Genomic DNA, 17,136 nt, shown 5'->3' on the forward strand with positions numbered 1-17,136 from the left:
CGGCAGTCCTACATCGACGCGATTGCGTCAGGAGCACCGTTCGATTCGCCCGGACAGTTCATGCACCGGTTCGACCGTTACACGGATCCTGCGTACAGCGACGGCTTTTCGATGCTGATCGTGCGATATGACGGTCAACCAGCAGGACAGACCTGGGGTTGGACGCTCCGTCGTAACGCAGCGTGGTGGAGGAACTTTCAGCCCGATGACACAGGTCTCGACCGTGACAAATCTACCGCTGAGGACGGCTCTCGGACGTTCGCGCTGTCAGAGATCATGGTGTGCGCTCAGCAGTCAGGCCGCGGTCTGGCGCGCAGACTGCACGACGAACTGCTCGGCCGCCGACCTGAACAGCGCGCGACACTATTGGTCGAACCGCACAACGAGCGCGCGTATCGCGCGTACCTGAACTGGGGCTGGACCCGAGTTGGCACTACGAAACCGAGCTGGCCGGATGCACCCGTGCTCGATGTATTGATTCGCGACCTGGACTCATCGGGCCAACAGTTGTTGTGACAGGTGGCCGGTTTGGTCACCCTTAACTGGTCAACTCTCGCGTGCGGGCGCGCGCCCGCACGCGAGAGTTCCCTGGCTTGTCTAAGGCGGGTCGTAGCGTCTGGGGCGCGTGGTGCCCGGGCTGCTATGCCGCACGGTGTGTGTCAGCCGGATGGTCTCAGGTTGTGCTGGAACCGACCCGTACCGCGATCGCCTGCGTGCGTGGCCTGCGCCGAATCGGCGCCGCAAATCGTCGTTCCCCGCGACCCGTGGCCCAGTGGGTTTGGGATCCGCTCGTGTTGAGTTCACCGTCGTCACGCTTGGACGTTAGTGCGGCTACAGACACCAAGGATCTCAGTACAGGCCATTTGGCGAATAGAAGGCTAACCGGCCGTTCGTGATTCATTCCTCAAGCTGAAATGCAAAGTGCCCGTAGCTATTAGTCGAGCTTAAGGCCGTCGTAGGCGCCACGCATTGAATGTTACAAACTGATAACGTCCACGCCTGTTCAAGGATTTCTCATCCAATAGTTATCTTGCGGCGACCCCACGATCGGTCACCGCGACACAGGAAGTGGTATGACCCCCAACCTCTCTCGCTCCCGGCGTGGACCACGCCTGGGAGCCCGAGTGCTGGCGCTTACCGGCGCCGTGCTCTCGACCCTCACTCTCACGGTTACCGTCGCCGCCGAACCACCGACAACGACACCCACGCCTAGCACGTCGGTGACCACCGCGCCGCCCACCCCCGCGGACACAGACACAGACACAGACGAAGACACGGACAACCCTTCCGAATCGCCGACCACAACGCCGGTCGTCCCCGCCCCAGCGCCGACTACCACCGACCCGGCTACCCCGCCCAGTCCGACACCCGCGCCACAACCGAGTCCGGTTCTGCCTGAACCGAATCCCGCAACCCCGCCATCGGATACCCCGAAAACCAAGTCCGATGAGTGGAAGCCGACGGAGAATCCGAACGCGACGATCGTGCCGGGGAAGATGCGATCGGACCGGGAAGAGATCCCCGACGGGTTCACCAAGGCCGACGCCGACAAGGCCGAGACCATGGAAGCCGCCCTCAACACGCGATACCTGCGGGTCGCGCCGGGGTGTCAGGTGTACTGGCCCGCCCCATACGAGGTGTGTGGTGCGATCCGCGACAAGTACAACTCACTCGGCGGCCCCAACGGCTTTCTTTTGCATCCCAAGACCAACGAGCTGACCAACCCCGACGGGCACGGGAAACGCACCGAATTCGTCAACGGCCCCATCTACTGGTCAGCCCAAGGCGGAGCCCACCCGGTCGTCAACCACTTCCTCGCCGCATGGGCACGACACCGGTACGAAGCCGGCTACATCGGATACCCCACCACCGACGAGATCGTCAACCCCGACGGGATCGGTCGCCGTCAGGAATTCCAGGGGGCGGCGATCTACTGGCGACTCAATGAGGCCTATTCGATCGGCGGAGCCATCCGCGACAAGTGGAACAGTGCCGGAGCCGAGCGCGGACCGCTGGGGTACCCGAACACCGACGAACTACCCGCCAAAAAGAACAACGGGCGTTACAACAACTTCGAGAACGGAACCATCACCTGGTCAGGACCAACCGGCACTCGACTGGTGTACGGCGTGTTCCGTGACCGGTGGGCCAAAGCGGGCCGTGAGGACGGCGAACTGGGTTATCCCACAACGGACGAGCAGATCACACCCAACAACCTCGGCCGTTATGCCTTGTTCGAAGGTGGGTCGCTGTACCAAAAGGATGGCGGTCCAGGGCCTTTCGTCGTCAAGGGCGCGATTCGGGACCAGTGGGGGGAGTTCGGGTGGGAAGGTGGCCGATTCGGCTTCCCAACCAGCGAGGAATACGACCTGGACAAGGGCAAGGCCCAGGATTACGAGCACGGCACCCTGGTATGGAATATCGGCGATGAGTCTTCGGACTTCGACCCGCCGACCGGCAAATGCCCGGATTCGGTGTGCGTGAACCCTCCTGCCGGGATACGCAGTCCGCAATCCGAGCCTCGCATGGCGCTATCGCCAGAGGACCGTGGCGTGCCGACCTGTGCAGAGGTTCGCGCCATGCCAGCGAACCCGGGGCTGGAACTGCTGTGTATCGAGGATCCATCTGATGAACGTCAGTTACGCAATCGCCCTGAGTACCCAGAGAAGTCGGCCGTGCAGAAGGCATGTTACGACAAGCAGCCCTACACCTACAGGGAGCGGCTGTACTCATGCTTTGTCTCCAGAGTCACCTACCTCATCAACGCCCCAGGTGAGCCACAGCCGAACGGCGGTGCCGCATTGGTCTTCGAGATGGAGTCCAGAACCCAGTGGAATACAAAGGAATTCACACTTCGGAATCACCTCATCGTCGAGGACACATGGGGAACGATGAAGTACGCGAAGGTCAAGGCCACACCCATCTGTCACGCCATCGGGAAATCGTGTGACATCAAGGGCAAGAAGATGGATTTGTCGGAGATGGAACCCGGGAAGAGATTCTTCTTCGAGTACAAGGTCGAGCCGGACAAAATCGAGCAGGGTCAAATCCTCGCAGTTGATCAACTGGGGGCCGACTTCAACTTCGCGCCGTCCCCGTCATACACATGGAAAGAGGTCCAGCACACCCAAAAGGCGCTGCTGGATACAATGCGCTGCGACAACGACATGTCGGCAAACAAGCCGGGGTGCATCTATCCAGGGGAGATCCCGGTCCTGTCCTACAACGACCGCGCCAGACTCGGCGAGCTTGCCGGACATATCGCGGCCGCACAGAACTCCGGCATCGTGGGTCAACCCGGCGCTGGCCGCGTACCGCTGCACAAGGGAACCAAGGAACTGGAAACCGAAAACCGGGACAACTCATGTACCAAGAACCCCGGGGTGCCCAGTCCACGACCACAAAAGCGCGACTGTGACGAGTACCCGTTCGCATCGACTCGTGAAGGCGCAGCCGCGGGCGGCGCGGAGCGGACGTTTGATGGATGCTTGCTGCCCCAAGTCGCGATCGGGCCGACGGGGCCGGGCTACAGCATCTGCATGATCAACCCGAGCCACAACCGCAGCGGAGGCTCCGACGTGCGCTGGTTCTACCACTGGAACAGGATCCTCAAGGACGATCCGTTCTACGTCGAGGCACTCAACGGATACCTCCCGGCACCGTGAGCCCAGCCGCCATCAGCCGGGCCCAGTAAGAATCCAGGGTGCTGCGTGGTGTCTGACACCACGCAGCACTCTGGCCAGAACAGACGCACAAGGAAGGGATCAGAAATGGTGCGGTGGGAAGTCGGTCTCCAGCACACAGATTCAGCCGGAGGGACTGGCCTTCGCGGGGAAGCCAGCTCGCCGGAGCAGGCGGCTCGCGAGCTCGTCGACGCGGCCAGGACCTACCTGCACGGAAGGACCGAACACTACGGCGACCTGTCGATCGTGCACATCGACGCAATCTTCCAGCTCGAAATATACGGTCTCGCGGACCTCTCTATCCCCGCCGATGCGATCGTCGAACAGATCCTTGCCGCGCTACCGAACGCCAGAAACATCCTAGAACCGTCCGGCGAGAACAGCCCCACCCCGGCCACCCCCCGAACCCTCCTCGGCATCGACCCGGGACCTGGTGGAGTCAGCGGGCAACTCGACCGCATCACCACCTGGACCCAAACCCACCTCGGTCGCGCCGCGTTCCTACCCGCCGCCGACGCAGCAGCCATCACAGCGGCACAACAACATTCGGCAATCCTGTGGCCCCAGGACCTGATCGACCTGTTCACCCACGCCAACGGCTCGGAACTGCCCATCCTGCCCGCACACGACCTCTTATCGCTAGATGACAGCAACTACATCCGCCAACTCTGGCTCGACATCGCGACCGACCTACGCCAACGCCATCCTGAAATGGCCTCCGACTTCGATCCAGAAGCGTTGGGCGCCATGCCTGCCGGTACACCGGCCGGAATCTTCCTACCGCAATTCGTGCCGATCGCCGACCGCGACGGCGCGACCCTGGTCATCGACACCCGGACCGGAGACCTGCACGGTTGCATCATCGAATACACCGCCGAAGGCAGCGACGACGAAGGACCGCTTTGGATCTCACTCGCCGCCATGCTCACCAACCTCGCCGACAGCCTCGAGACAGGCACTGGATTCCTGCGGGACCGACCATCCGTCGTCACAGGCAAATTGACCTGGGAACCGGCGCGATAGTCAGGATGAAACAGTCGACTGGCCAACCTGAATCCTCTCGGGACGTCCGAAGACACCGAGGGTGGACAGTCCGACATCGGTATCGCTGCCGCGCAGCTAGGCAACACCGAGCAAGTCGCCCGGCGGTACTACATCCAGCCCACACATCAGGGTCCAGACGCACGCGACCGCTTCGACGTTTTCGCGCTTCCCGATGAATTTAGAGAGTAAAAAGCGACCTGGCCCGTTTGGGGCCAGGTTCTCCACCCGGCCAGGCTGCTCAGCAGCTGTTTTGTGGGGCGGGTGGGGCTCGAACCCACGACCAATGGATTATGAGTCCACGGCTCTAACCGACTGAGCTACCGCCCCCGACTGCGAGTGGGACCGCAGCTTCGGGGATGGTACCGGGTGGGGTGGGGGGTTCACCAGTTGGACTCGCGGTAGTGGGCGGGCGGACATCCGGCTCGGCGGGCCGAGCGGAGGTGCGGCGGTTAGGGTGAGGGCGTCCGGCGACCGTTGTGGAAGGGTTGGCTATGGCCAGTGTGTTCGCGAATGTGCTGAAGGTGCATCAGTGGGCGTATGAGAACAGTGGCGGGCTGGTCGGTCATCGCCTGCTGTTCGGGAACCCGACGTTGTTGCTGCGGACGGTGGGGCGCAAGACAGGACAGGCGCGGACGTCGGCGCTGACCTATGGGACCGACGGTGCGGACTATTTGGTGACGGCGTCCAATGGTGGCTCGCCGCGGCCGCCGGGCTGGCTGGCGAATCTGAAGGCGCGGCCGGAGTGTGCGATTCAGATCGGGCGGCGCACGGTGAAAGTGGTTGCGCGGCCGACGTATCCGGATGATCCGGAGTACGCTCGCCGGTTCGCGATCGTCGATAAGGTGAACGCGGGACGCTACACCGCCTACCAGAAGCAGACGAAGCGGCCGATTGCTGTGGTGGTGCTGACGCCGGTCGGGTGAGCCGGATCAGTCCCGGTCGTCGTAGCGGTCGTCCCACTCGCCGTCGTAGTCGTCGGGATCGTTGCGGTCCCAACGATTTCCGTCGGTCGGGGGTCTACTTGCGATTTGCACGACAGCAACCACCACGGCCAGCACCAACACCACCACACCCACAACGATCAGAGTCTCCACGCAGGGCACCCTAGCGCCGAGCCCGAGTGCCCGCCAGGGCGTCGTTCTGCCAGTTCAGACAGCCGAACCGATTGTCAGCAGCGTGCGGCCCACCGCCGACCTCGACTCGATGGCCGCGTGCGCGCTGCCGGCTTCGTCGAGCGGAAAGGTTTGGCCTATCACGACTTCGAGCCGTCCGGCGGCCGCCTCGGCCAGCGAACGTTCAGCAAGCCGGTGCCAGTCGGTATCGGGGTCGGTGACGTCCATCAGCCCGTAGACGGTGACGCCGCGCTCCGTCACGGCGGCGTCCGGTGCGGCGAACTCGCCTGCGGACATGCCGTATCCGAGGAACCGGCCGCCGTCGGCGATGGCGACGAGAGCGCCTTCCCCGAGCGCGCCGCCCGCACCGTCCAGCACGACGTGCGCGCCTGCTCCACCGGTGGCCGCCCGAGCGGCGGTGGGCCAGCCGGGTTCGGAGTAGTCGACGACCACGTCGGCGCCGAGACGCTGTGCCAGCGCCAGCTTGGCCTGCCCCCGCGCTGCGGCGATCACCCGCGCACCCGCCGCCCGGACCAACTGGATCAGCAGGGTGCCGAGTCCGCCGCCTGCCGCGGTGATCAGCACCCACTCCCCCGGCTGGATCACGGCCCGCTCCATCAGCGCCAACGCCATCTGACCGTCGTGTGCGAGCGCGACGGCCTGCGGCAAGCCGAGCCTGTCGGGCACGGTGGTCAGGGTCGCGGCCTTGGCGAGCGCCTTCTCGGCGTAGCCGCCGATGGGCTTGCCGCCGCCGATCTTGCTTGCCGCGGTCGCGGTGGTGACTCGCTTGCCGAGCCAGGACGGATCGACGTCGGCACCGACCGCGGTGACGACGCCTGCGACCGCACCACCGGGCACGTAGGGCGTGTCGAGCTGGAAGTAGTCACCGCCCCAGCCGCCGCGCAGCCGGGTGTCGAGGAACATGACGTCGGCCGCGGCCACCTCGACGACGACCTCACCGGGCCCGGCCACCGGCTCGGGCACCTCGTGCACCGTAAGCACTTCCGGCCCACCGAATTCCACTGCCTGCACAGCCCGCATGTCCAACCTCCATCGCTGTCGTTGTCGTCTGACAGGACTCAGCATGGAACCTGAATCGTTGTTGAGGTCAACTCGCGGACACACGGTTACGCTCAGCGCGGAATTTTCGGCGATCAGCCGACCACGATTGAGCGGTCAGGAACTACCGCCGCCACAGCTGCTGCTACTTCCACCACCGCAACTGCTGCTACTTCCACCGCCACAGCTACTGCTGCTACCACCGCTACAGCTACTGCTGCTCCCCCCACCGCAACTACTGCTCCCACCGCTGTCGTGGTGCCCACCGTGATGATGTCCCCCGTGATGTCCCCCATGGCCCGGATCCCAGCCCCCGCCACAGCTGTTCGACGGCCCGGAGTCGATGAACCCGGCGGTGCCCGCCGCCCAGTACGGATCGGAGTTGTTGTAGTACCCCCCGTCGCGCCGACGCTGCGGACCACCGCGCACCCCGAAAGGCGGGATCCCACCATTGCGAGTCGACCGCGTCGCCGCACGGATGATGATGATCGGCACCGCGATCATCATCGCCACCATCGCGAGGATGACGACGAGCAGGAAGAGGAGCACTACACCGTTCATAGATGAACGCTAACCGCGTTGCCCTGCTGCGTACAGTGAACTGTGTCGTCTTTTCGCCTCCGCCGATCCCGGCAGCGCCTCATCGACCTCGACGAGGTGAATGCCGCCGTCGCCGCGCTGGAGTTGCCGGAAGCGGTCTACAAGACCTGCCCGTGGCAACCGCGCGAACTCGTGGAAACCGGTTTGCGCCAGTGGTTGCGCTGCTGCGGCGCGGCCATGCGCGACGGCCAGGTCGTCGGGATGCCCTCGCACGCCGTCGACGAAGCCTGGCACGGGTTCATCCTCTGCACTGAGCGGTACGCCGCGTTCTGCGCGGCCGCCTACGGCCGCTTCCTCCACCATTTCCCGGAAGGCGCTGGGCCGCCGAAGGATTCGCACGGCTCGATGGGCCAGCAGCTCGGCCGCACGGTGGTCGCCTGGCACATGGTCGCCGCACCGGAGGAGACCTGCGTGTTGTGGGACCTCGACAGCAAAGTCGGCGTCGACCGCCCATGGGGCGTCGACGCCGACCGTGTCACGGCCATCGAGGCCGAACTGCGTGCCCTCTAGGTCAGCTTGACCCGCGCCGCAACGAAACGAACGATGCCCGGTGCGACCCGGTTGGCGAGGTACTGCAACCGAGCCTCCGGGGTGACCGGAACGACGCTGCGATCCTTCTCGACGGCCCGCACGATCTGCTTGGCCACCTTCTCGGGACCGTAACTGCGCTTGCGGTAGAGGTTGTCGTAACGCTCCTGCTTACGCTTCTCCTCCTCGACGCTGACGCCCGAGAACCTGGTGGTGGCAACGATATTGGTGTGCACGATGCCGGGGCAGATGGTGTGTACCGAGATACCGCGGCCTGCCAGTTCCGCGCGCAGGCAGTCGGAGAACATGAAGACCGCCGACTTGCTGGTGGAGTAGGCGCTGAACCCCTGCTGCGGGCTGTAGGCCGCCATGCTCGACAGGTTGACGATGTGCCCGCCGAGCCCACGCTCGGCCATCGCAGGCCCGAACGCCCGGCACCCGTTGACCACGCCACCCAGGTTGATCCGCATTACCCGATCGAACTCCACCGCCGTGGTCTCGAAAAACCCACCGGCTTGGCCGATTCCGGCATTGTTGATCAGAATGTCCGGTACGCCGTGGGCCGCGAGCACGGTGGCGGCGTGCTCGTTCATCGCGTCCGCATCAGACACATCGAGCTGATACGCATGCGCCACACCGCTTTCGGCGGCGATCAACGCCACCGTTTCCTTGGCCGCCACGAGATTGATGTCCGACAGCACGATTTCGGCCCCGCCGCGCGCCAAGGCCAGCGCTGTCTCGCGGCCGATGCCGCTCCCGCCGCCGGTGATTACCACGAGTTGATCCTCGAAAGACCTTGCGTCACGGCCGACCTCGGCGCGGCGCAGCGCACGCGGGGCCGCTGCGCCGTTGACCGTGTCGATCAGCTCAGTCGTCGCGGTGGCCAAGGCTTCGGGGTGGGAGAACGGCATCCAGTGCCCGGCGGGCACGTCGCGGCGCCACAGCCGCTGCACCCATTTGCTCTCGTCGTCGTATCCGGCGGGCCGGACCGCGATGTCACGACCGGCCACGATCAGTTGCACCGGCACCTCGGTGTGCCGCTCCCGCGGCGAGAGCAGCCGCTGCACGATGTTGGCCCGGTAGATCAGCAGCCCGTCGACCATGTCGCGTCGGAAGGTCTGGCCGAGCGTCACATTCGACGGCCGCGTCTCGTTCATGATCGAGACGACCCGCTGCCACAGCCGCTCGGTGCCGACCAGACCGAACACGGCCCGTGGCAGCACCGGTGTCATGAAGAAGAACGTGTAGAGCGAGGACAGCACCTGGGTGAACGGCTGCCAGACGTTGCGCGGTGTCGGCCGGGACAGCTTGGCCCGGAACCAATTCGCGAGGTGATCGAGGTTCGGCCCGGACACCGAGGTGAACGACGCGACCCGCTCGGCGGCCGTCGGCTCGCACACCGCCTCCCACACCTGCACCGAACCCCAGTCGTGTGCGAGCACGTGCACCGGACGGTCGGGGCTGACCGCGTCGGCCACCGCGAAGAAGTCGGCGGCCAGGTGGTCGAGCCGGAAGTCTTCGGTCCGCCTGGTCTGGGTGGAGCGCCCGTGCCCGCGGGTGTCGTAGGTGACGACGTGAAAACGGCTGGCCAGCAAGGGCACCACCGCGTCCCAGAGATGGCTGGTGTCGGGCCAGCCGTGCACAAGCAGCACGGTGTCGGCGGCCGGGTTGCCGTATTCATAGACGGCGATATCGAATTCGCCGCTGCGAACCGTGCGCTCGAGGGCAACGAGCTCCGTGGGTTCGGTGGTCGTCATCGATTGTCTCCTTGCTGACCAGTGGTCGTGGTTAGAGGTCGAGCACCAAGCGCTCACCGGACGAACGCGAGACGCAGACCAGCATCTCGCCCGCCGCGTGTTCGGCGTCGGTGAGCACGGCGTCTCGGTGTTCGGGTGCGCCGGACAGCACCCGCACCTTGCAGGTGCGGCAGAAGCCTTGACGGCACGAGTAGGGGCGATCCGGCTGCGTCTCCAGGATGGTCTCCAGCGCGGAACGGTCCGCGGCCACCTCGACCACCTTTCCGGTGGAGGCGAATTCGATCTCGAACGGCACCCCGTTGACGATCGGCGGCGGCGAGAACCGCTCGGAATGCAGTTCCACACCCGGCATTTCGCGCACCGCCGCCGCGATGGCGGAGGTCATCGGCACCGGTCCGCAGCAGTAGACGGCGGTATCGGCGCTCACCCCCGGCAGCAACGTGGCCGCGTCGGGCAGGCCGTGCTCGTCGTCGGTGCGGACAACGACCCGGTCGCCGAACCCGGCGATCTCGTCGAGGAACGGAATGGTGTCGCGGCTGCGGCCGGTGTACACCATCGACCAGTCGATGCCGAGGCGATGCGCCAGCCGCGCCATCGGCAGGATCGGCGTGATCCCGATGCCGCCCGCAACGAAATGCAAACGGGCGGCCGGTGATCCGTGTCCCGGCACGGCGAACGGGAAGGCGTTGCGCGGTCCGCGGACGGTGATCGGCGCACCGATCGGAAGGTGGTCGTGCACCTCGACCGAACCACCGCCGCCGTCCGGAATGCGCCGCACCGCAACGCGATAGGCGCGGGTGTCGGCCGGATCGCCGCACAGCGAGTACTGCCGCAGCCGGCCAGAGGGCAATTCGAGGTCGAGGTGCGCGCCCGGCCGCCACGGCGGCAGCTCGCGCCGATCCGGCGCCTCCAGCCGGAGGCTGACCACATCCTGGTCGTAGGCCTCGACGCGCCGCCCGGTGACCACCAGCGCCAACCGGTGGTCGTCCACCTTCGGCGCCAGCTCGCGCCGGTTGATCAGCGTCGTCCATTTCAGCCGCGCCGACGCCACCGCATCGAGCACGCGCACCGCGCGGTCCCGATCACGCTTGCCGAACAGGTCCGCGGGGACCTGCTCGGGGATGGGCCGCAAATTCATGACGGCACCGTCCGTCACGACGCGGCAGCCTGCGCCGCAGGAGATTTCGCGAGGTACGCCACCGCCTGCGCGGTGGATCCGACCGATTCGGGGTGATAGCCGGGCTGGAAGGTCGACACCGCGCTCCGCAGCAGCGAGGGCACGCCGGGCAGCGCCCCACGCCACATCGAACCGAAGACCCGCAGGATCAGCCGTGGGTAACCGTAGTCGGGCAGCGAAGGGTCTTGGTGCACCATGAATTTGGTGCCGCGCGCCACCAACGTGATGAAGATCGGGAACACGAGCGTCATCAGCGCCGCGCGCCGCACATAGCCCGCACCGAAGTAGACCGCGACGTCGTGCGCGACGTTGCGGTGCTCGACCTCTTCGGCGCCGTGCCAGCGGAACAGGTCCGCGACCTGGGGATGGGCACCGAACTTCTCGAGGTCCGCGTTGAGGATCCAGTCGCCGAGGTATGCGAAGAAATGCTCGAGGCACGCGATGATGGTCAGCCGCTCCACCATCATCTGGTGCTGCGCGACGCCGTCGACTTCTTTGGGGCCGAGCGTCTTTCGGAACAGATACTCGGCCTGCCGCACGTATGGCGCGGGATCGATGCCGTTCGCGGCGAGCACTTCGGTCAGCACCTTGTCGTGCGTCTCCGCGTGCATGGATTCCTGGCCGATGAAGCCGAGCATGGCTTCGCGCAGCTTCTCGTCCTTCACGAACGGCAGCGCCTCGGCGTAGGCCGCGCAGAACATGCGTTCGCCCTCGGGCAACAGCAGATTCAGCGAGTTGATCAGATGCGAAGCGATCGGCTCGTCCGCCATCCAGTGCAGCGGGGTGTCCGCCCACCGGAATTGCACATTGCGGGCATGCAGCGCGACCTCACCGGGATCGGTGTCCGGTCGTCGCTCACCCCTGCGAAGTAGCTTCATCGATACTCCTAGATCCATCTACACCCGGTGGCCCGACTTTGGTCCGCTGCACACCTTCCTTCACCACTGTAGTGAAGATCATACACATACATGCAACTCTTAGTTACATAAAGTTCCGTCGCAGTTCAGGCACCTTTTCGATGCAGGCGGTCGCCGCCCGACCGCAATCACCAATGCCGTTAGCCCGCTTGACGATAGAGGCCTCCACTGTGACTCACCTCCCTCTCATTCGGGCCAAAACTAGAACGCGTTCTAGTAGTCTTTCGCTATGGAACGACTCACCGGATTGGACGCCAGCTTCCTCTACCTGGAAACCGGGACCCAGCACCTGCACGTCTGCGCGCTGCTGCTTCTCGACCCGAGCTCAGGGGACTATTCCTTCGAGAAATTCAAGGCCGAACTCGGCAGGCGGCTACCGCTGATCCCGCAGATGCGCCGCCGCGTCTACGAGGTGCCGTTCAACCTCGATCACCCGGTCTGGGTGGAGGACCAGAACTTCGACCTGGACTACCACGTTCGCCGCATCGGCATCGCCGCGCCGGCCGATCGCGGCGCACTCGCCGAACTCGTCGGCGATATCGCCAGCCGACCGATGGATCGGGATCGTCCGCTCTGGGAGATGTCGGTGGTGGAGGGTCTCGACGACGGAAAGGTCGCCGTCGTCTGCAAATACCATCACGCCGCGGTGGACGGCATCACCGGAACCAACATGATGATGCACCTGTGCGACCTGGAGCCGAACGCCGCCAAGACCCCGCCCGCCGAACCGTGGCAGCCGGAGCCGAGCCCCAACGACTGGCAGCTGTTCGCCACCGCGGTGGCCAAGTTCCCGACCAAGGCAGGCATCGTCGGCATGCTGCCGAAAACACTCGGCATGGTGGCAGGCTTCGCGCAGCGACGCCGAAAGGACAAGGCGGGCATGGCATTGCCGTTCTCGGCGCCGCGCACACCGTTCAACCTGGCCATCACCCCGCATCGCGCGGTGGCGTTCACCGAAGCGGAACTCGGCGCCATCAAGGAGATCAAGTCCGCGTTCGGCGTGAAGATCAACGACGTTGTGCTGACCGTGGTCGCCGGGGTGTTGCGCACCTATCTGGAGAAGCACGACGAACTGCCGGACCGTTCGCTGGTCGCGTCGGTGCCTGTCTCCGTGCATGATTCGTCACGACACACCGAGGGCATCAACAAGGTGTCCACGCTGTTCGCGCGGCTCGGCACCGACATCGCCGACCCGGTGCAGCGCCTGCTGCAGGTGGCCGAGGACAACCGCGGCGCCAAGGAGGAACACGACCTGATCGGCGCCGACTTCCTGCAGGACTGGTCGAAGTACGCGCCGCCGAACACCTTTCAGCTCGCGGCGCGGGTGTACTCGTCGCTGAAGCTGGCCGAACGGCATCCGGTGGTGCACAACCTGGTGGTGTCGAATGTGCCGGGCCCGCCGATGCCGCTGTACTTCCTCGGCGTCCGCGTGGCCGGAATGTATCCGTTCGGCCCGGTCTTTCACGGCGCGGGGCTCACCGTCACGGTGTTGTCGAACAACGACGACCTGGATTTCGGCTTCATCGCATGCAAGGAGCTGGTGCCCGACGTCGCCGAGCTCGCCGACGCGGTCCAGGACGTCGTCGCCGAATTGCTGTCCGCCGCACGCGCATCGGACTGAGCACAACGTCGCGCCTGTTCGCCATCGCCGCCGAACAGGGCACGTCACAACCTTGCCGCGACCGCCTCACAGGCTTCGAGCAGCACCGGCACGAATCGATCGGCCGCGAGCACACAGGCCGCGTGGCCTGCCTTCACCAGATGAATGCTCGCCCCTGGGATCATGGTCGCCATCTCCAACTGCCGATAGACCGGAATCGCCCGGTCCCGCGTCGTAATCACCACGGCGGTCGGCATTGTCAGGGTCGCCAGCCATGCGCTCGCATCGAATCGGCCGACCTCGCCGATCACCTGAGTGATCGCCCATCCGCTGGTGCTGCGCAGCTCCGCGAGCGCCCACTGGTCCAATCTGCCTGGTGCCCAGGCGATCTCCGGCAGCTCCGGGAGCCGGGCGGCGAATTCCTCGGTGCGCCGGAACGAATACGGCCCGACCGCCGCCGCGAAGGCGCCGAACGCTTGATGGAAGGCGCGTTCGCGCCACTTCTCCTGGAATCGATACGGCGTGGCGCACAGCACGAGCCCGTTCACCCGGCTCGGATGCCGGTGCGCGGCAGCCAAACTCACCACGCCGCCGAGTGAGTATCCCGCGCACACCGCCTGGTCGACGCCGAGCACGTCGAGGATCGCGACGACGTCGTCAGCGCAATCGTCCACGGTGAAACGCTCGGAACGGATTCCACGACCGTGCCAGCGCTGATCGAACAGGATCACGCGATACCGCTCGGCCAGCGCCGTCAACGCGGGGAACCAGTTGAGGTAGGCGGTGCACGCGGTGCCGTGCAGCAGGACCAGGGCGGGCGCACCCGCCGGTCCGGCGATGTCGACCACGTAGGTGCTGCCCCGCCCCGGCAGTTCGACCAGCCGCCCGCCCGGCACCTCGGCGATATCGGGCACCCGCTTGGCGAATCGCCGCAGTGCCGCCGAGGATCGTGGGTTCGTCATCGTGCGCCTCCCGCAAGATCGCGGAGAATTAGAACGTGTTCTACACGATGATGCCATACCGGACGGGCGCCGATCAGGCACACGACACAGGGCTAGGCCAGCGCGCGCACAATCGACTCGGCGACACAGGCAGGCTTGGCCGAACCCTCACACTCGATCGTCGTCGCCAGCACCACCTGCACACCACCCGGCATCTCGTCGACGGTGACGATCGCCGCCCGCGCCCGAATCCGGGAACCGACCGGCACCGGGGACGGGAAGCGAACCTTGTTGAGGCCGTAGTTGATCCGCACACCGGCGTCGGTGATCTCGAAGACCTGCCGCATCAGCGCCGGTAGTAGCGACAGCGTCAGATACCCGTGCGCGATCGTGCTGCCGAACGGCCCGTCAGCGGCGCGCCGCGGATCGACATGAATCCACTGACGATCCTCGGTGGCCTCGGCGAAGGCCGTGATCCGCGCCTGGTCGATCTCGATCCACTCGCTCACGCCGAGGTCGGCGCCCGCCGCATTGCGCAGCGCCGCCATGGTGAAAGTGCTTGGCCCACTCATTCGAGGAACCCTAAATCCAGCGGGCCGCCATCGGGCAGGAACCCAATTCCGAAAAGGCCGCAAACCACTGTCTGGGACGGTTAGAGTGAGGAAGCCCGCGGCGCGGAAACAGAATCCGCCGACCGCGCCGCGGGTGCGACAGTCGCACCGTCAGCGCGAATTTCGGCAACCCATACCTCCGATCCACGAGCGCAGATCAACCCAGTCCCGCTGGGTGACACCGTCGAACACGGAACCCCGCGCGACCAACAGCACGTCTGTAACGTGTTTCAGTACAGCGGTCTGCACAAGCGAGAGACGGAGGTGCCGCATGGGGCGGTTGACCGGCAAGGTGGCCTTGATCAGCGGCGGCGCACGCGGCATGGGCGCCGCCCACGCCAAGGCCATGGTGGCCGAGGACGCCAGGGTGGTGCTTGCCGACGTGCTCGACGACGAAGGCGCCACGGTCGCCAAGGAATTGGGTGACGCCGCCGCCTACGTCCACCTCGACGTCCGCGAGCCCGAGCAGTGGAAGGGCGCGGTCGCCGAAGCCGTCCAGCGATTCGGATCGCTGACCGTGCTGGTGAACAACGCGGGCATCGCCAACGGCAACCTGCTCGTCGACTTCGAGCTGGCCGAGTGGCAGCGGATCCTCGACATCAACCTCACCGGAACGTTCCTCGGCATGCAGGCGGCCACGCCGGCCATGATCGAGGCGGGCGGCGGCTCCATCATCAACATCTCCTCGGTCGAAGGCATGCGGGGCAGCCCGGGCCTGCACGGCTACGTGGCGACCAAGTTCGCCGTCCGAGGCCTGACCAAATCCACCGCACTCGAGTTGGCGCAGCACAAGATTCGAGTGAACTCGGTGCATCCCGGCCTGATCAGCACCCCGATGACCGAGGGCATACCGGCCGACTTCCTGCAGATCCCGCTCGGCAGGGCCGCCGAAGCGTCCGAGGTCTCCGCACTGATCACCTTCCTGGCCAGCGACGAATCCTCGTACTCGACCGGGGCCGAGTTCGTCATCGACGGCGGGCTCACCGTGGGGATACCGCACAAGACGTTCGACTGATCTCAGTCGCCGTAGTTGTGCGGCATGTCCTGGGTGAGCAGCAGCGCGAGCACCGGAAGCGCCACCAGCGCAAGGCACGTCAGCACGTTGATCCACTTGTACGCCGCGACGACCGCGGCGAACTCACGCAGGATCGCCGCAGGCAGGTAGTAGAAGGCGGTCCGCGAGCCCGTCACCTCGGCATCCAAGTCGAGGCGGCGGGCCAGGATCGCCGTGCGCAAGATGTGGAAGTTGCTCGTCACCAACACCATTCGGGTGGAGTGACTGCGCTCGCCCAGTAATCGCTTGGTGAAGAGCAGGTTTTCCCTTGTCGTGGCCGAACGGTCCTCCAGCACCACACAATCGGCGGGAACACCGTGGTCGACGAGGTAGCCGGCCATCGCCGAGGCCTCCGACACCGCCTCGTCGGTGCCCTTGCCGCCGCTCGCGATCACCAGCGGCGTGCGTCCCTCGGCGAGCTCGGCGCGATAGACCTCGATGGCCCGGTCCAGGCGACTGGCCAGCAACGGCGGAACTCGGGCACCTACCAGGCCGGAACCGTGCACGACAATCGCGTCCATGCCGGGCCGATACGGCAGTGCCCCGTAGCACAACGAATAGAGCAGGAAACTGGCGAACAGGAATCCGAGATAGCTCACCGCCATCGTCAGTGACGCCAGAATGACGATCACCCAGATATTGCCGGTGAATATGGCCAGCGCCAGCAGCACGTACGGCACCAATAACACGACGCCGAGGCCGAGCGGAAGCAGGTTCGCGACGCGCAGGCCTTCTCGACGAATCAGCTGAACGCCGTTAACCATCAGCAATCCAGCGAGCAGCAGCACGAGGAGTGGCGACAACAGCACAAGCAGGCCCGCAAGCACCACCGGAAGGTCACCCCCAGCTCCCGAGCCGAGCAGCCACACACCGGTGAACGCCAAACCGAGCAGCAGAAACACCCCGTTGCTCAGCCGCCGCCGATCCTTGCCAAACCTCAGCAGGAACACGCCGAGAAAGCCAACGCCGACGATGAGCAGCATCACCCGAGCACCGTAACCCGCTGATCGGCAATCAGATAGCGACGGCACACCAACTGTTCATCTGAACGTC

15 protein-coding genes and 1 tRNA gene are annotated in these 17,136 nt (G+C 65.4%); 7 read left to right on the top strand and 9 right to left on the bottom strand.

Going from position 1 to position 17,136, the window contains the following annotated elements; genetic code table 11:
* The first annotated feature begins 60 nt into the window (after window positions 1-60).
* From ACGFNJ_RS11765 to ACGFNJ_RS11775, 3 genes are all read left to right on the top strand, one after another.
* Window positions 61-516, top strand: a complete 456-nt coding sequence (locus ACGFNJ_RS11765) for a GNAT family N-acetyltransferase (RefSeq protein WP_393446268.1) — start codon at window positions 61-63, stop codon at window positions 514-516.
* Between the two features lie 968 nt (window positions 517-1,484).
* Window positions 1,485-3,665, top strand: a complete 2,181-nt coding sequence (locus tag ACGFNJ_RS11770; protein WP_393446270.1) for a hypothetical protein — start codon at window positions 1,485-1,487, stop codon at window positions 3,663-3,665.
* A 105-nt stretch (window positions 3,666-3,770) separates the two neighbouring features.
* Complete coding sequence (locus tag ACGFNJ_RS11775; RefSeq protein WP_393446272.1) at window positions 3,771-4,706, top strand: hypothetical protein; 936 nt, start codon at window positions 3,771-3,773, stop codon at window positions 4,704-4,706.
* A gap of 274 nt (window positions 4,707-4,980) precedes the next feature.
* On the opposite strand, the gene ACGFNJ_RS11780 is transcribed toward ACGFNJ_RS11775, so the two are convergent.
* Window positions 4,981-5,054 (bottom strand) — tRNA-Ile (locus tag ACGFNJ_RS11780).
* 164 nt (window positions 5,055-5,218) lie between these two features.
* On the opposite strand from ACGFNJ_RS11780, the gene ACGFNJ_RS11785 reads away from it, so the two are divergent.
* Window positions 5,219-5,650, top strand: coding sequence for a nitroreductase family deazaflavin-dependent oxidoreductase (locus tag ACGFNJ_RS11785; protein ID WP_393446274.1), 432 nt, complete (start codon window positions 5,219-5,221; stop codon window positions 5,648-5,650).
* Between the two features lie 6 nt (window positions 5,651-5,656).
* Here the strand turns inward: ACGFNJ_RS11785 and ACGFNJ_RS11790 are convergent, their stop codons facing one another.
* Both ACGFNJ_RS11790 and ACGFNJ_RS11795 read right to left on the bottom strand, forming a co-directional pair.
* Entirely contained in the window at window positions 5,657-5,821 is a 165-nt protein-coding gene (locus ACGFNJ_RS11790; RefSeq protein ID WP_393446276.1) for a hypothetical protein, read from the bottom strand.
* A gap of 54 nt (window positions 5,822-5,875) precedes the next feature.
* The gene (locus ACGFNJ_RS11795) at window positions 5,876-6,880 is read right to left on the bottom strand and encodes a zinc-binding dehydrogenase (RefSeq protein ID WP_393446278.1); all 1,005 of its coding nucleotides are present in this window, start codon (window positions 6,878-6,880) and stop codon (window positions 5,876-5,878) included.
* Window positions 6,881-7,501: 621 nt separating this feature from the next.
* On the opposite strand from ACGFNJ_RS11795, the gene ACGFNJ_RS11800 reads away from it, so the two are divergent.
* Window positions 7,502-8,008 carry a hypothetical protein gene (locus ACGFNJ_RS11800; protein ID WP_393446280.1) on the top strand — a complete coding sequence of 169 codons (507 nt, stop codon included), beginning with the start codon at window positions 7,502-7,504 and terminating at the stop codon, window positions 8,006-8,008.
* On the opposite strand, the gene ACGFNJ_RS11805 is transcribed toward ACGFNJ_RS11800, so the two are convergent.
* The 3 genes from ACGFNJ_RS11805 to ACGFNJ_RS11815 are packed head-to-tail and all read right to left on the bottom strand — an operon-like array spanning window position 8,005 to window position 11,838.
* The gene (locus ACGFNJ_RS11805; RefSeq protein WP_393446282.1) at window positions 8,005-9,783 is read right to left on the bottom strand and encodes an SDR family oxidoreductase; all 1,779 of its coding nucleotides are present in this window, start codon (window positions 9,781-9,783) and stop codon (window positions 8,005-8,007) included. The genes ACGFNJ_RS11800 and ACGFNJ_RS11805 overlap by 4 nt on opposite strands.
* A 31-nt stretch (window positions 9,784-9,814) precedes the next feature.
* The gene (locus ACGFNJ_RS11810) at window positions 9,815-10,921 is read right to left on the bottom strand and encodes a PDR/VanB family oxidoreductase (RefSeq protein WP_393446284.1); all 1,107 of its coding nucleotides are present in this window, start codon (window positions 10,919-10,921) and stop codon (window positions 9,815-9,817) included.
* Between the two features lie 14 nt (window positions 10,922-10,935).
* Entirely contained in the window at window positions 10,936-11,838 is a 903-nt protein-coding gene (locus ACGFNJ_RS11815; protein ID WP_393446286.1) for a metal-dependent hydrolase, read from the bottom strand.
* Between the two features lie 268 nt (window positions 11,839-12,106).
* Here ACGFNJ_RS11815 and ACGFNJ_RS11820 point away from each other — a divergent pair, with 268 nt between their 5' ends.
* Window positions 12,107-13,498 (top strand): wax ester/triacylglycerol synthase family O-acyltransferase, encoded by a 1,392-nt coding sequence (locus ACGFNJ_RS11820; RefSeq protein WP_393446288.1) that lies wholly within the window; start codon window positions 12,107-12,109, stop codon window positions 13,496-13,498.
* 44 nt (window positions 13,499-13,542) lie between these two features.
* Here the strand turns inward: ACGFNJ_RS11820 and ACGFNJ_RS11825 are convergent, their stop codons facing one another.
* Window positions 13,543-14,439: an alpha/beta fold hydrolase gene (locus tag ACGFNJ_RS11825; RefSeq protein WP_393446290.1), complete on the bottom strand. Its 897-nt coding sequence runs from the start codon at window positions 14,437-14,439 to the stop codon at window positions 13,543-13,545.
* A 92-nt stretch (window positions 14,440-14,531) separates the two neighbouring features.
* A complete protein-coding gene (locus tag ACGFNJ_RS11830) occupies window positions 14,532-14,990 on the bottom strand; it encodes a MaoC family dehydratase (RefSeq protein WP_393446292.1) in 459 nt (152 codons plus the stop codon).
* A 310-nt stretch (window positions 14,991-15,300) separates the two neighbouring features.
* Between ACGFNJ_RS11830 and ACGFNJ_RS11835 the strand changes: the two genes are divergently transcribed.
* Window positions 15,301-16,044 carry a glucose 1-dehydrogenase gene (locus ACGFNJ_RS11835; RefSeq protein WP_393446294.1) on the top strand — a complete coding sequence of 248 codons (744 nt, stop codon included), beginning with the start codon at window positions 15,301-15,303 and terminating at the stop codon, window positions 16,042-16,044.
* 2 nt (window positions 16,045-16,046) lie between these two features.
* Here ACGFNJ_RS11835 and ACGFNJ_RS11840 read toward each other — a convergent pair whose 3' ends face one another.
* Window positions 16,047-17,066, bottom strand: coding sequence for a YdcF family protein (locus tag ACGFNJ_RS11840; RefSeq protein ID WP_393447802.1), 1,020 nt, complete (start codon window positions 17,064-17,066; stop codon window positions 16,047-16,049).
* Between the last annotated feature and the right edge of the window lie 70 nt (window positions 17,067-17,136).

The organism is Nocardia sp. NPDC049149 (assembly GCF_043197455.1).
Lineage (GTDB): Bacteria > Actinomycetota > Actinomycetes > Mycobacteriales > Mycobacteriaceae > Nocardia.